Source organism: Nostoc spongiaeforme FACHB-130 (genome assembly GCF_014698475.1).
In the GTDB taxonomy this organism is placed as follows: Bacteria; Cyanobacteriota; Cyanobacteriia; order Cyanobacteriales; family Nostocaceae; genus Nostoc_B; species Nostoc_B spongiaeforme.
Genome location: NZ_JACJTB010000023.1, coordinates 1 through 12,963, shown reverse-complemented (window position 1 = coordinate 12,963; position 12,963 = coordinate 1). Strand labels below are relative to the sequence as shown.

The window sequence follows — 12,963 nt, the reverse complement described above, 5'->3', positions numbered from 1 at the left end:
TGAGTGCTGAGTCATTTGAAGTTTGAAGTCTGAAGTTTAAAGTCTGAATTCAATACTCAGCACTCATTCAGCAATCACAACTCCGCACTCGAAGAAGGACGACTGAACACAGGGGACAGGTAAGCCACTAAAGCACCAATGAAAAAGCCAGAAATATTTCGGACTAGGGGTAGCCAATCACTAGTGCGCGTTACTACTGGCCCAATACCGAAGGCGATAAACAAAATTCCCCATAATGGCGAGAAAATTAACGCCCATTGCCAAGCAACAATTTGTTTGTCATTGCGGGGTTGGGCGGCAAATCCACAAATTATCCCACCAATGACTGAGGTCACTAGGGTGAGAATCCACTGTTCTCTAGGTAGTCCAGGTACAACGTTACAACCGCCTTTGAGTAAGCAGCCTTTAACTGAGTCTAGGGCTTGTAAAATTGCTTGGTCTTCGCCTTGTTCCCGCACAAAGTACAAGTTACCAAAACGAGTTTGTAATTCTATCCAAAATGTCCGGGGTAAAAGCTCATAAACGGCATCGCCCACACTAAAGCTGAGAATGTTACCGCCACGCGAATCAGCAACTAGCAGGATACTTTTATCATCTAAACCCCAATAATTGATCACTGCTCGACCAGGGGTGCGATCGTACTGAGTTAATACTCGCAGTTTCCAGCCAGTATCGGTTTCAAATTGCTTGATATCTGAAACTAGCTTGTCTTCTTGAATATCAGTAAGCGTTTTCGCTAAGTCAATAACCGGAGTTTGGAAGTTCGGTAATAAATCAGGATTGTCATAAGCCAGTGCTGCGGAAGGATTTGTTAACCAAATTGACCCAGCCACTAAAAATATGCCAATAGATACTAGAATTCGTCGCCAAAAACAAGACTGCATGGATGCTCTTATACAAATATCAACACTAAAAGTGAACAAGTTGTTTTAAAAAGTAGGAGAGAAAAGTGATACTTCTTTACACTTGTTTACTTTACTCTAATATTAGGGTCGAGGAAAAGTGGGAAGTCAGGGGTGGGGAGTAGGGAGTGGGGAGTGGGGAGTAGGAAATGAGGCAGGGGTGCAGGGTGCAGGGGGCGGGGGGAAAAAGAAAAATACTCGACTAGACGAGGGTTGAGCGAAGCGATGCACTGAGCTTGCCGAGGTGTCGAAACCCGGTAATCTTCAGTTAGGTTTAATTTAGTCCTTCTCCTCATAGACCATGATAGCGATCGCTGTTTGTTGGTTCAGTGCTTTGGAATGCGAAAATTCAAGTTCCTGCTTACTCGGTAAACAAAGGTCTTGCTTGTTGGGTTGACTGCAACTTTGCTTCTAAGGTGTTCCAATCTTCTTGTTCAATCAAGTTAATAACTTCATCAATGTTGTGGCGATATTGTTGTAATGAACTCAACAAGGCTTGGCGATTATATTTTGCCATCATCACTCCCAACTCAGGGTTTCCACCACCGACTCTGCTGGTATCGCGGAACCCAGAACTAGCTAAATTTTGCGCTAATTGTAAAACTGCGGGGTCAGTTTCACCCATACAAGCAGTAATTAAAGCAGCACTCACCATTACAGGTAAATGGGAAATCCAACTAACAGCGTGGTCATGTTGGGCTGGTTGACAGTGGTAAATTTTTGCGCCCAGCGATCGCACAATCTCCTCTAAAATAGCGATCGCATCTTGGGGTGTATGGGTATCTGGTGTGAGTACGTAAGGTCTATCAACAAATAAATTTTTTTGCGCCGCTTCTATACCACTATCTGCCGTTCCCGCCATTGGATGACCGCCCACAAACCGTTCCCACATCGGTGAAATTGCCTCGACTATAGGTGCTTTCACCGAACCCACATCAGTAATAATCGTAGCGGGAGAAAGATGTGTAATTAACTGTTCAACTTGGGGAACAATAAGGGCGATAGGCGTACAAATAAAAATTACGTCTGCGGCTGTTAACAAACTCATTTCCACAGATGCCTCATCCACACTGCCAAGGGCTACAGCTGTTTGACAGGTAGATTCCCGGCGACTGACCCCCAAGAGATGATGACCTTGCGATCGCAAATCATAACCCAAAGAACCGCCTATCAATCCCAAACCCAAAATACCAATATTCATACTTGATTTAGACTGCGTATTTTTTACGTATATTCTGCATACTTTACCAACTAAGGAAATAACTTTAATTCTTTTGCCTTTTGACTTTTAACTTTTTACTTAATATTTATGGGTAGCATCAATGACTGTAGAGGAATTACTCGAACAATACGCAGCAGGGGTTACAGATTTTAGCGGAGTCGAACTTGGCGAAGCGAACCTGAGTGGTGTCAAACTCAATGGTATCAACCTGAGTCATGCTAATTTGAGTGTCGTTAATCTCAGTGGGGCAAATCTCAGCGAGGCTAATTTGAGCCATGCTAAGTTGAATGTCGCCCGACTGAGTGGCGTGAATTTCGTGGGTACAATCATGAATCACGCTAGTTTGAATGTGGCAAACTTGATTCGTTCTGACCTCAGCCGCGCTCAATTGCGTGGTGCTTCTTTAGTACGTGCGGAGTTAATTCGGGCAGACCTGAGTCGCGCTGACTTATTTGAAGCTAATCTCAGTAATGCTGACTTACGTGAAGCCACCCTGCGTAAAGCCAACCTTCGTCGTGCTAACTTGCATGAAACAATTTTAAAAGGTTGTACCTTAGCTGGGGCGAACTTAGAAATGGCGAACTTAAACGCCGCCGACTTACACCGTAGCGACCTCAGTGGTGCTAACTTACGTGATGCAGAATTTAAACAGGCAAATCTCACCCATGCTAACCTCAGTGGGGCTGATTTAAGTGGCGCAAACCTGCGTTGGGCTGATTTGAGTGGCGCAAACCTCAGTTGGGCTGATTTAAGTGGTGCAAAATTGAGTGGGGCGACTTTGATGGGGGCAAACTTGAGCAATGCTAATTTAACCAATACAAGTTTTGTCCATGCCAACTTAACAGAGGCGACATTAATTAAAGCCGAATGGGTTGGTGCTGATTTAACAGGCGCAACCTTAACCGGGGCAAAACTGCATTCTGCCTCTCGGTTTGGGTTAAAAACAGAAGGAATGATTTGTGAATGGGTTGATCTTAGTCCAAAAGGCGATCGCTCGATCATCCAAAAATTTGAAGCCGACGACCCACGGGAATTTTTTAACGAAACCCCCCCAACCATTAGAATTATCGTCGATGCAGCCTTAGAACCAGAAGCTAACTTTGCCCTTGCGGGTGCTTATTTCCACATTGCTCAAGAATATCGCATCATCAAACAACCCCCCAGTATGGAAATTGGCCGTCGCCGGACTGTATTCACCTTCCGAGTAGATAGCGATGAAGCTTTATTACCTACAGCCTGTTTGGCAATTCTCCCCTTTAGAGATGCTACTAATACGCACAAAAGCATTTATCAAGTGGTAGAGATTTTGCATAAAAAAGATGTACCTGAATTAGACATCAAAATATCCCATCGGGTGAAGCCACTGACCACACTCATCGAAGAAGCTATTAGTCAGGCGCAGACAATTCGGCAAATGAAAAAAAATCTGGAACTAGCAGCAAAATTAAATTTCTTTCGAGCGCCTACGCAAACAATCTTAACCAATACCAGCGCCCAAACCCTGACAGTATATGATAACCCCTACTTTGGGAAAAAATTTATTCATACCTCGCAACTCGATGCCGCATTTTTAGCAGATAAATCCTCTGATACTGCCACAATTGCATCACTTTCGTTAAATATAGTTGTAGATTTCCTCAAAAGCTTTCACTATATCAATGATTAAAGGAAAATTCAGGAATCAGAATTTAGAAGTCAGAATCAGAAAGTGGGTGGTTTAAATTTATTTATTCATCTGTTCTGCGGCTGGATGCAGCCACTCATCAAGGACATCATCAAGACGGTACTGCTGAACTTATACTGACTTCTGACTCCTGGCTCCTGAATTCTGTTTTGATCAGAAAATCTCAGGTTTTACCAGAAACGAATTTTTGGAGGTAGCAAATGCGTGATACCTTTAACAAAATGGTTGGTCGGACTAGATATGTAGTCTGTCGGTTATTTATTCACTTGGGTGGGTCAGATGTTGCGCCAATTTTAGGCGTGTTAAATCGTGGTGCGAGAGATGCGATCGATTCTGAAGGCGATATGCAGGTTTTAGGCGAATCATTAGTCGAACTGAGCGAAACGCTTCTGCGCTACGATCAAGATTGGATGTCTGCTGCCAACGAAGGCGATGTATTTTGGAGTGAAGGCGAAGCAGGTGATTATATCAACGAGTTATTTACTGACTCGGCCGAAAGATACGGTGCTGATATTGATTGGGATTCTCCTTCTGGCTTTGATGAACCTTTATCTATTCCAGTGACACGCAATGTTGTGGTGATGATTACCGTAGCCTTTGAAGGCGAAGTTCCAGAGTTAGAAGCCGACCTATCGAATATTCACGCCCTCAAAGAAGGGTTAAAAGCCCTCATCAATCTGCACTACAAACACAAATTCAGAGCCATTCAAGTACATTTTTCGCCAGCGCAGTTAGGTGATGAATTGAACAACGATGAATTGTTGCAATATTACCCAGAATTGATACCTTTGTAAGTTGTTGGGTTGTCCACACACCAACCATTTTAAGAAGTTGTTAAGCTCGGAGATAAGACAATACTGCAATGATCATGACCATATTACGTAAATTTACAGTTGTTGTTTTAGCCTTGAGTTTGTGTATAACAACTGTTGCCTGCGGCGGTGGAGAGCAAACTACTCCTACGGGCCGGAATGTTAGCCAAACTTCTACTGCCACCAAATTAAGTGATGGACAGTATCAAGTACAACAGGCTACTTATGACGATGGAACGGGAGAATATACACTGTTTTTACTAAACAGCACACCTCCCACCTTTACAACCGAAAACTTGCAAATGGCCAGGTTGACCGATGACGAAATTAAAGCAGGTAAAAAATCTTACCTGAAAGTAGAAAAAGGCCAGCCAGCTTTATACCTTACAGAAGACTTCAAAATTGAGTACGTCCACAACGTAACTCAAACCCAAACTAACCCCCAAACGGGACGACAAGAAACAGTTGTCGTTCGACAGGAAAACAGTTTTTGGTCGCCCTTTGCTGGTTCTCTGGCTGGGAGTATAGCAGGTCAAGCAATTGGTAGTCTGTTATTTAGACCCCAATATTATGTACCTCCTGTTTATCAACCAGGCGGATTAACTGGTTTTGGTGGTTATGGTTCTAGCTATGACCAAGCAGTTAGTAGTTACCGCAGCCGCTATAATGCACCACCCGCAGCAGTAAGAAACCGTACAGCCTTCCGTACCACTGGCAATATTAGAAACACCTATCCTAGTGGTTCTAACGTCCGCACTACCACCCCAACAAGAACCACAAATCGTCCTAGTGGTTCTGGTTATGGCGCTAGTGAACTGCAACCATCAGGTAAATCGAGTACTACTAGACGTAATTCCGGTAGTAGTTTTGGTAGTGGTGGCCGCAGTCGGACTCCCAGCCGTAGTGGTGGTTTTGGTAGTAGACGGCGTTAATTAATTTTAAGTTCAGTAGCTTGGGGGCAATTACATGCCCCTATATTTTTAAGGCTTAATATTACTCATAATACACTTTTGCATTTAAAACTAGGCGATCGCAAGGCTTTTGCCACTCTATAAAGTAAAAACCAGATGAAGTCTATGACTAACCGTTTTAACATGGGCAGCCCAAGAAGGGTGAGTTTTTCTAAATCATGATGTTGCTACGATGACAATTTTTGTGTACCAACGTATTTAATCACGATTATCTATGCTTGCATTGTATGAGATAAGTGGTCGTGTCCCAATCGGGTTAGCGACAGAAGAAATTATCTTAATTGCTGCGAGCAGCCTTTAGAGAGAGTAGAAGAGTTACAACAATATGACCAGAAATATCCATACATTTGACAATAAAATTAAAGTGTACGACGACCATCTGATTTCAGTTCAGCGAGAACGTTACAAGAAACGTAACGTCCATGAGGCTGAAGAAGAAGATATTTTTATCGAAATTATTAAATCCATTCCCGCAGATGGCTGTTTTGTCAACATTGGATGTGCAATAGGATACTATTCACTTTTGGCTAAAAAATTAGCTCCAGACCTCACTATTCATGCAATAGAACCCTTAGAACGGCATAGATTGTTTTTTAATGAGAACATAGTCCTTAACGGACTAAAACAAAGTGATTTCATAATCCATACAGAAGGCATAGCTTCATCAAAGGGTAAGGCTGAATTTCTCGACAGTGGATATGGAAGCATGATTTGCACGAACAAACAACCACAAAATTTGTATTCTCTGGTAAGGGGCTTTTTAAAAGCTTTTGTAGCTCAAGTTGATAGGGAAACATCTAATACCACACAGACAATAAAGACAAAAACTTTAGATGGTTTATGCAAGGAGATTAGAAGGCCTGTTGACTTTTGTCAAATGGACGTTCAAGGCTTAGAAGTAGATGTCTTGCACGGTGCGCGACATAGCTTAAAAACAGGAAATATCAAAACTTTCTTGATTGGCACTCATGGGGCAAAACTTCATGATGAATGTGTAAATATATTGACACAAGAAAATTACGTTATCGAATATAGTAACTCTGATACTAAGGAGCAACCTGATGGTATTGTTGTTGCTAGTAAATATTGTCAAAGGCTTAGTATTGCTAAAAGCAAGCCCTAACAAATTATTCCAGTGGATTTGCGGGACTACCAAGGAGCTATACTTCGCAAACTGCTGAACCCTACGTTAGCCCACTAGTCCTTTGGTGGTTACGTTTCTGCCATCTTTTGGCTGAATTTTGGAATTAGGCTGGGTTCATGGTTGAGGCAATTGAGAATCTGGGTTATCAGAGCTTTTTGATGTTGCACGATCGCATCAAAAGATGTGTTACCCTAGTAGAGTTGTCTAAATTCCGCACATCCAGGAGTTCGGGTGTTTTCTCTTGGGAAAATACACCTGGGTGGAGGTTTAACCCGAATAGGAGTTAAGAATATATGCCAGTCGTTTCATTGGCTCAAATGATGGAGTCAGGGGTTCACTTTGGGCATCAAACCCGTCGCTGGAACCCAAAAATGTCTCCGTACATTTATACTGCCCGCAATGGTGTACATATCATCGACTTGGTGCAAACAGCCCAGTTGATGGAAGATGCTTATAGCTACATGAGAACCCAAGCGGAGCAAGGTAAGAAATTCTTGTTTGTTGGTACTAAGCGTCAAGCAGCAGGAATCATTGCTCAAGAAGCATCTCGTTGTGGCGCTCACTATATTAACCAGCGTTGGTTGGGTGGAATGCTCACCAACTGGTCAACTATTAAAACACGGGTAGAAAGGCTGAAGGATTTAGAACGCCGGGAAGAAAACGGTGCTTTAGATTTGTTGCCAAAAAAAGAAGCTTCGATGCTGCGTCGGGAAATGGCGAAGCTACAAAAATACCTGGGTGGGATTAAAACCATGCGGAAAGTCCCTGATGTGGTGATAATTGTAGACCAACGCCGGGAATATAACGCAGTTCAAGAATGTCAAAAACTGTCAATTCCCATTGTGTCTATGTTGGATACCAACTGCGACCCAGATGTAGTTGATATTCCTATCCCTGCAAATGATGATGCTATTAGATCCATTAAGCTAATAGTTGGCAAGTTGGCAGATGCAATTTATGAAGGTCGTCATGGCCAACTGGATGTAGAAGAAGAATACGACGATTACGAAGGCGCTGAGGAAGATTACGATTACGACGAAAGTGATTACTCAGACTCGTTGATTCCTGATGACGAAGACGAAGACGAATAAAGTATGAAAATGGAATAGACTTCAGAAGTCAGAATTCAGGAGCCAGAATAACAAAGGCTGGAATTCAGTTCGAGTTATTCATATCCTACTGTTCACAGCATTTATTCTGAATTCTGAGTACTGACTCCTGAATTCTATTGAATAAATTTTCAGACTTCAGAGTGTCTTCACTTTCTGAGTAAGATAGAAATACTCAACGCCCGTAAGCGATAAAAACTCTAGGTCAAGTTAGGAATTGAGGCAACATGGCGGAAATATCTGCAAAACTCGTCCAAGAGCTACGCCAAAAAACTGGTGCCGGCATGATGGACTGTAAGAAGGCGCTGAAAGAAACTGACGGCGACATCGAACAAGCGATAGATTGGCTACGTAAAAAAGGAATCACTTCTGCAGGCAAAAAAAGCGATCGCATTGCAGCTGAAGGTCTAGTAGACACCTACATTCAGGCTGATGGCAAAGTAGGTGTACTAATAGAAGTTAACTGCCAAACAGATTTCGTTGCTCGCAATGAAGCTTTTAAATCTTTGGTTAAGAGCCTAGCACAGCAAGCCGCCACTGCTGAGAGTGTTGAGTCTTTACTGGCTCAACCTTACATTGAAAATAACAGCGTTACTGTAGATGAATTCATCAAGCAAAGCATTGCTACACTAGGTGAAAATATCCAAGTACGTCGTTTTGTCAACTTTGCAGTAGCAGATGGTAAAACCGGGCTAGTAGATAGCTATATTCACACTGGCGGTCGTGTTGGTGTATTAGTTGAGCTAGAATCTGCCTCTGAGTCAGCAGCAGCTAACGAAGAGTTCCAAGCCTTGGCACGGAATGCTGCTATGCAAGTTGCAGCTTGTCCCAACGTTGAGTATGTCAGCGTAGACCAAATCCCTGCTGATGTTGTCCAAAAAGAAAAAGACATCGAAATGGGCAAGGATGATTTGGCAAACAAACCAGAGAACATTCGAGAAAAGATTGTTCAAGGACGAATTGAAAAACGTCTAAAAGAAATGACTTTGCTCGATCAGCCTTATATCCGCGACCAAAGTATTTCTGTAGAAGAATTGGTCAAGCAAGTTAAGGCTAAAGTCGGCGCAGAAGTTCAAGTTAGCCGTTTTGTGCGCTACATCCTCGGCGAAGGTATTGAAAAACAAGAAACTAACTTTGCGGATGAAGTTGCTGCTCAAATCGGGGCGAAGTAATTTGATTTTTAGTCATTAGTTATTGGTCATTGGTCATTTGTTCATAACCAATGACCAATAACTTTTTTAAGACAGGTCAGTTTTACACTAAGCTGACCTGTATTTTATTATTAGAAGATAACTGCGTACATTTGTACCATGATAATGCTAATAAGCTGTTACACATTTAAATTGCATAATTTAGGGCGGCAAGACTTGTACTGAGCTTGTCGAAGTATGCCCACCCCACAAGAGTTATTGGCATTTTCGTTAGGCAAACTAGATGTGGTTTAGCTTACCAATTTAGAAAATGATTGATAGAAGCTAGATACATAGAGCAATTCTCAATCCAAAATCTCAAATCTCAAATCTAAAATTGGATGATGGGCAATTAAGAAAAGATATGGCGAGAGCAATTGAGCGAATTGAACGGGATTTGGCAATGCTGGAAGAAGCGATACGTGCGATCGCAGCAGAACTCCAAAGTGCTTATACTGTTTATCTCACCCTCTTAGGTGAAGCTGTGCGGAAGCAGTTGATTCTGGCAAGTTACCATCTGTGTACTCAGGGGTATCCCGAAAACTTTTTAAAGTTGTCGTTGAATCAACGTCAGAAATTGCAACAAGCCATCCGCAAACTCGGAAAACAGTTATCTGAAGAATTAATCACCTATATGAATGGTGAAATAGTTACAGAAGATGAAAATGAGGGAAACGAGGCAGAAAAAGAGGTGGTGACTGAGAACCCAAAACTCAATCCTCCTGATTCTTCTAACCCTTTAGAAATAGCCAAATGGCAAAATCGCTTGGAAGAATTAACACAACAGACGCTCAAAAAAGTTTCTCATGATACAAATGTATTGTTGCAACAAGCTGATATTCTGCCCAAAAAAGTCCCAGAACCAATTTTAGAAGCAGCAGCCGCCGCCTCAGAAGCCGCCGCCGAAGTTATGCCAGGGCCGCCAAATCTTCTCAACTTGGTCATTGAAATTGACAACGAGCAAGATGAGGAAGAATCGAGTTTGACACAGATTATGACAATTAATCTGCGACTCGGAGAAATTGAATTTGCCGACGCAACCCTAGCATCCAGCCGCAAACAAATTCGGAATATCTTAGTACAACTCCAAAAACTCGGCCGAGAATATCAAAAGAAGCAACGGGAACGTTCAATTGCTGAAGCCGAAGCCGCTTGGCGCTCAAGTTGGTATGAGGATTAGTGATTTGTCATGTGTTCTTCGTCATTTGTCATTTGTATAAATATTAATGACCAATGACAAATAACCAATGACCAATGACCAATGACCAATGACTAATGACAAATAACCAATGACTAATGACACACCAGATTGGATACGCTTACATAAAGCCTTGGCTGTAGAAGCAGAACATAACTTTACAGACTTGATGGGCAGACAATACCGCTTTAGTGAATTTCTCAGCTTGACTTTTGGGAAATTTCCGGCGGCTTTGCCTGCTATTGAGCGTCGCCGTTGGCAAGAATTAGCAACAAAATTTGCCGACTATCCTAATTTGGCAGTCAAAGACAGACAAAACTTAATTGCTACCACTCGCAGGTATCTTGACCAACTGCAAAAACAACTAGAAGACCCAGAAGAATTAGAGAAGCAGGGAAGAAATTATAAAGCGAAAATTCCTAATTCTACGCCTGTGGTGAATGAAGTTAGTCGCAGACTAGCACCCAGAATTGACCAAAAACTCAGCGACTTGCCAGAAATAGGTATTCGCAAAGCTGATAAATTAGAGGCTTTGCGTTTGTATACGGTGCGAGACTTGCTGTTTTACTATCCCCGTGACCACATTGACTATGCGCGTCAAGTCAATATCCGCGAGTTACAGGCGGGTGAAACAGTCACTATTGTGGCTAGTGTGAAGCGTTGCAATTGTTTCACTAGCCCGAAAAATCAAAAATTATCAATTTTAGAACTGGTACTCAAAGATAATACCGGACAAATTAAAGTCGGTCGCTTTTCGGCGGGGGCGCGGTTTACTAGCCGTGGTTGGCAAGAAAGTATGAAACGCCGTTACCCAGTTGGTAGTGTGGTGGCGGCTTGTGGATTGGTAAAAGAAAGTAAATACGGCTTGACGTTGGATAACCCAGAACTAGAAGTTTTGGCAAATCCAGGAGACACCATCGAGTCCTTGACTATTGGGCGGGTAGTGCCAATTTATGCCTTAACTGAAGGGATAATGGCGAATATGATGCGCCAAGCCGTGATTGCGGCTTTACCTGCTGCGGCTGCTCTCAAAGACCCACTGCCCAAGGGTTTGCGAGAAAAGTATAATTTGATGGAATTGAAAGATGCGATCGCTAATATTCACTTTCCCTCTGATAGTGATACTTTACAAGCTGCCCGTCGTCGTCTGGTTTTTGATGAGTTTTTCTACCTGCAACTCGGCTTACTCCAACGTCAGCAACAAGCCAAAGCCATTCAAACCAGTGCCGTACTTGCGCCTAAAGGGCAATTAATTGCCAAATTCTACGAAATCTTACCCTTTCACCTCACTGGCGCACAACAACGAGTCCTGAATGATATTTTGAATGATTTGCAAAAAACCACACCCATGAATCGTCTAGTACAGGGCGATGTTGGTTCTGGTAAAACCGTCGTGGCTGTGGTAGCAATTTTAGCGGCGATTCAATCTGGCTACCAAGCCGCCTTGATGGCTCCGACAGAAGTTTTGGCAGAACAGCATTATCGTAAATTAGTTAGCTGGTTTAATTTATTACATTTGCCTGTGGAACTGCTCACAGGTTCCACCAAAACTGCCAAACGCCGAGAAATTCATTCATTGTTAGCCACAGGGCAATTACCCTTGTTAGTGGGAACTCACGCCTTAATTCAAGACCCGGTAAACTTTCACCGCTTGGGTTTGGTAGTCATTGATGAACAACATCGCTTTGGGGTCAAACAACGGGCGTTACTACAACAAAAAGGCGAACAACCCCATGTCTTAACAATGACTGCGACTCCCATTCCCCGGACATTAGCCTTGACAATTCACGGAGATTTGGATGTCAGCCAAATTGATGAATTACCACCAGGACGGCAGAAAATTCAAACCACAGCCTTGACAAGCCAGCAGCGTTCTCATGCTTACGACCTCATCCGCCGGGAAGTTGCCCAAGGTCGGCAAACTTATGTGGTGTTGCCTTTAGTGGAAGAATCTGAGAAATTAGACTTGCGATCGGCAGTAGATGAGCATCAAAAGTTACAAGAAACCGTCTTTCCCGAATTTCAAGTCGGGTTACTCCACGGGCGTATGAGTTCCGCCGAGAAAGACGAAGCAATTACCAAATTTAGAGATAACAAAACCCAAATTTTGGTGTCTACCACAGTAGTTGAAGTTGGTGTAGACGTACCCAATGCTACTGTAATGCTCATAGAAAATGCAGAGCGATTTGGTTTATCTCAACTACACCAACTACGGGGGCGTGTAGGACGGGGTGCGGCTCAGTCTTATTGTTTGTTGATGAGTAGTTCTAGAAGCCCTGATGCTCAACAACGATTGAAGGTCTTGGAACAATCACAGGATGGCTTCTTCATTTCGGAAATGGATATGCGTTTTCGTGGCCCTGGTGAAGTGTTGGGAACTAGACAATCGGGTGTGCCAGATTTTACTTTAGCAAGTTTAGTTGAAGATGAAGAAGTATTACTACTAGCGCGGCAAGCAGCAGAGAAAGTTATCGAGATTGATGTTACCTTAGAACGCTGGTATTTGATGAAAGAAGAGTTGAAATATCGGTATGACAGATTAATGGGAGGCGCTATTTTAACTTAACTACCTACCCCAACATCCTCAAAACTTTGTTGGGTTCCGTTCCTCCACCCAACCTTGTATATTGAGGGAAGTAGTAGACCGTCCCAACCTTGGTCACAATAGACCGCTATGTAGCACGGGTCACTACAAAAATCTCTTTGACAGAACTCGAACAGTCGCCAGGGG

10 protein-coding genes are annotated in these 12,963 nt (G+C 42.9%); 8 read left to right on the top strand and 2 right to left on the bottom strand.

The features are described from left to right. Nucleotides 1–74: 74 nt before the first annotated feature. Together H6G74_RS17240 and H6G74_RS17235 are read right to left on the bottom strand one after the other, a co-directional pair. Nucleotides 75–884, bottom strand: coding sequence for a TPM domain-containing protein (locus H6G74_RS17240; protein ID WP_190968836.1), 810 nt, complete (start codon nucleotides 882–884; stop codon nucleotides 75–77). Nucleotides 885–1,263: 379 nt separating this feature from the next. Next, nucleotides 1,264–2,103 carry a prephenate/arogenate dehydrogenase gene (locus tag H6G74_RS17235; RefSeq protein ID WP_190968835.1) on the bottom strand — a complete coding sequence of 280 codons (840 nt, stop codon included), beginning with the start codon at nucleotides 2,101–2,103 and terminating at the stop codon, nucleotides 1,264–1,266. A gap of 121 nt (nucleotides 2,104–2,224) precedes the next feature. Between H6G74_RS17235 and H6G74_RS17230 the strand changes: the two genes are divergently transcribed. The 8 genes from H6G74_RS17230 to recG all read left to right on the top strand — a co-directional run bounded on the left by H6G74_RS17230 (nucleotide 2,225) and on the right by recG (nucleotide 12,798). After that, entirely contained in the window at nucleotides 2,225–3,790 is a 1,566-nt protein-coding gene (locus H6G74_RS17230; RefSeq protein ID WP_190968834.1) for a pentapeptide repeat-containing protein, read from the top strand. 218 nt (nucleotides 3,791–4,008) lie between these two features. Continuing rightward, entirely contained in the window at nucleotides 4,009–4,602 is a 594-nt protein-coding gene (locus tag H6G74_RS17225) for a DUF1517 domain-containing protein (protein WP_190968833.1), read from the top strand. A gap of 68 nt (nucleotides 4,603–4,670) precedes the next feature. Continuing rightward, nucleotides 4,671–5,552: a hypothetical protein gene (locus tag H6G74_RS17220; protein WP_190968832.1), complete on the top strand. Its 882-nt coding sequence runs from the start codon at nucleotides 4,671–4,673 to the stop codon at nucleotides 5,550–5,552. Nucleotides 5,553–5,916: 364 nt separating this feature from the next. Further along, nucleotides 5,917–6,714 carry an FkbM family methyltransferase gene (locus H6G74_RS17215; protein ID WP_190968831.1) on the top strand — a complete coding sequence of 266 codons (798 nt, stop codon included), beginning with the start codon at nucleotides 5,917–5,919 and terminating at the stop codon, nucleotides 6,712–6,714. Nucleotides 6,715–7,028: 314 nt separating this feature from the next. Next, complete coding sequence (gene rpsB / locus H6G74_RS17210; RefSeq protein ID WP_190968830.1) at nucleotides 7,029–7,826, top strand: 30S ribosomal protein S2; 798 nt, start codon at nucleotides 7,029–7,031, stop codon at nucleotides 7,824–7,826. A 245-nt stretch (nucleotides 7,827–8,071) separates the two neighbouring features. Next, entirely contained in the window at nucleotides 8,072–9,016 is a 945-nt protein-coding gene (gene tsf, locus H6G74_RS17205) for a translation elongation factor Ts (RefSeq protein WP_190968829.1), read from the top strand. A gap of 382 nt (nucleotides 9,017–9,398) precedes the next feature. Beyond that, nucleotides 9,399–10,214, top strand: a complete 816-nt coding sequence (locus H6G74_RS17200; RefSeq protein WP_190968828.1) for a hypothetical protein — start codon at nucleotides 9,399–9,401, stop codon at nucleotides 10,212–10,214. Between the two features lie 109 nt (nucleotides 10,215–10,323). After that, nucleotides 10,324–12,798 (top strand): ATP-dependent DNA helicase RecG, encoded by a 2,475-nt coding sequence (recG, locus tag H6G74_RS17195; RefSeq protein ID WP_190968827.1) that lies wholly within the window; start codon nucleotides 10,324–10,326, stop codon nucleotides 12,796–12,798. Nucleotides 12,799–12,963: the final 165 nt, after the last annotated feature.

Bases quoted from the DNA above. Each gene is read 5' to 3' on its own strand.
- rpsB (WP_190968830.1), top strand. From the start codon at position 7,029: ATGCCAGTCGTTTCATTGGCTCAAATGATGGAGTCAGGGGTTCACTTT.
- recG (WP_190968827.1), top strand. From the start codon at position 10,324: ATGACTAATGACACACCAGATTGGATACGCTTACATAAAGCCTTGGCT.
- H6G74_RS17225 (WP_190968833.1), top strand. From the start codon at position 4,009: ATGCGTGATACCTTTAACAAAATGGTTGGTCGGACTAGATATGTAGTC.
- H6G74_RS17240 (WP_190968836.1), bottom strand. From the start codon at position 884: ATGCAGTCTTGTTTTTGGCGACGAATTCTAGTATCTATTGGCATATTT.
- H6G74_RS17200 (WP_190968828.1), top strand. From the start codon at position 9,399: ATGGCGAGAGCAATTGAGCGAATTGAACGGGATTTGGCAATGCTGGAA.
- tsf (WP_190968829.1), top strand. From the start codon at position 8,072: ATGGCGGAAATATCTGCAAAACTCGTCCAAGAGCTACGCCAAAAAACT.
- H6G74_RS17235 (WP_190968835.1), bottom strand. From the start codon at position 2,103: ATGAATATTGGTATTTTGGGTTTGGGATTGATAGGCGGTTCTTTGGGT.
- H6G74_RS17220 (WP_190968832.1), top strand. From the start codon at position 4,671: ATGATCATGACCATATTACGTAAATTTACAGTTGTTGTTTTAGCCTTG.
- H6G74_RS17230 (WP_190968834.1), top strand. From the start codon at position 2,225: ATGACTGTAGAGGAATTACTCGAACAATACGCAGCAGGGGTTACAGAT.
- H6G74_RS17215 (WP_190968831.1), top strand. From the start codon at position 5,917: ATGACCAGAAATATCCATACATTTGACAATAAAATTAAAGTGTACGAC.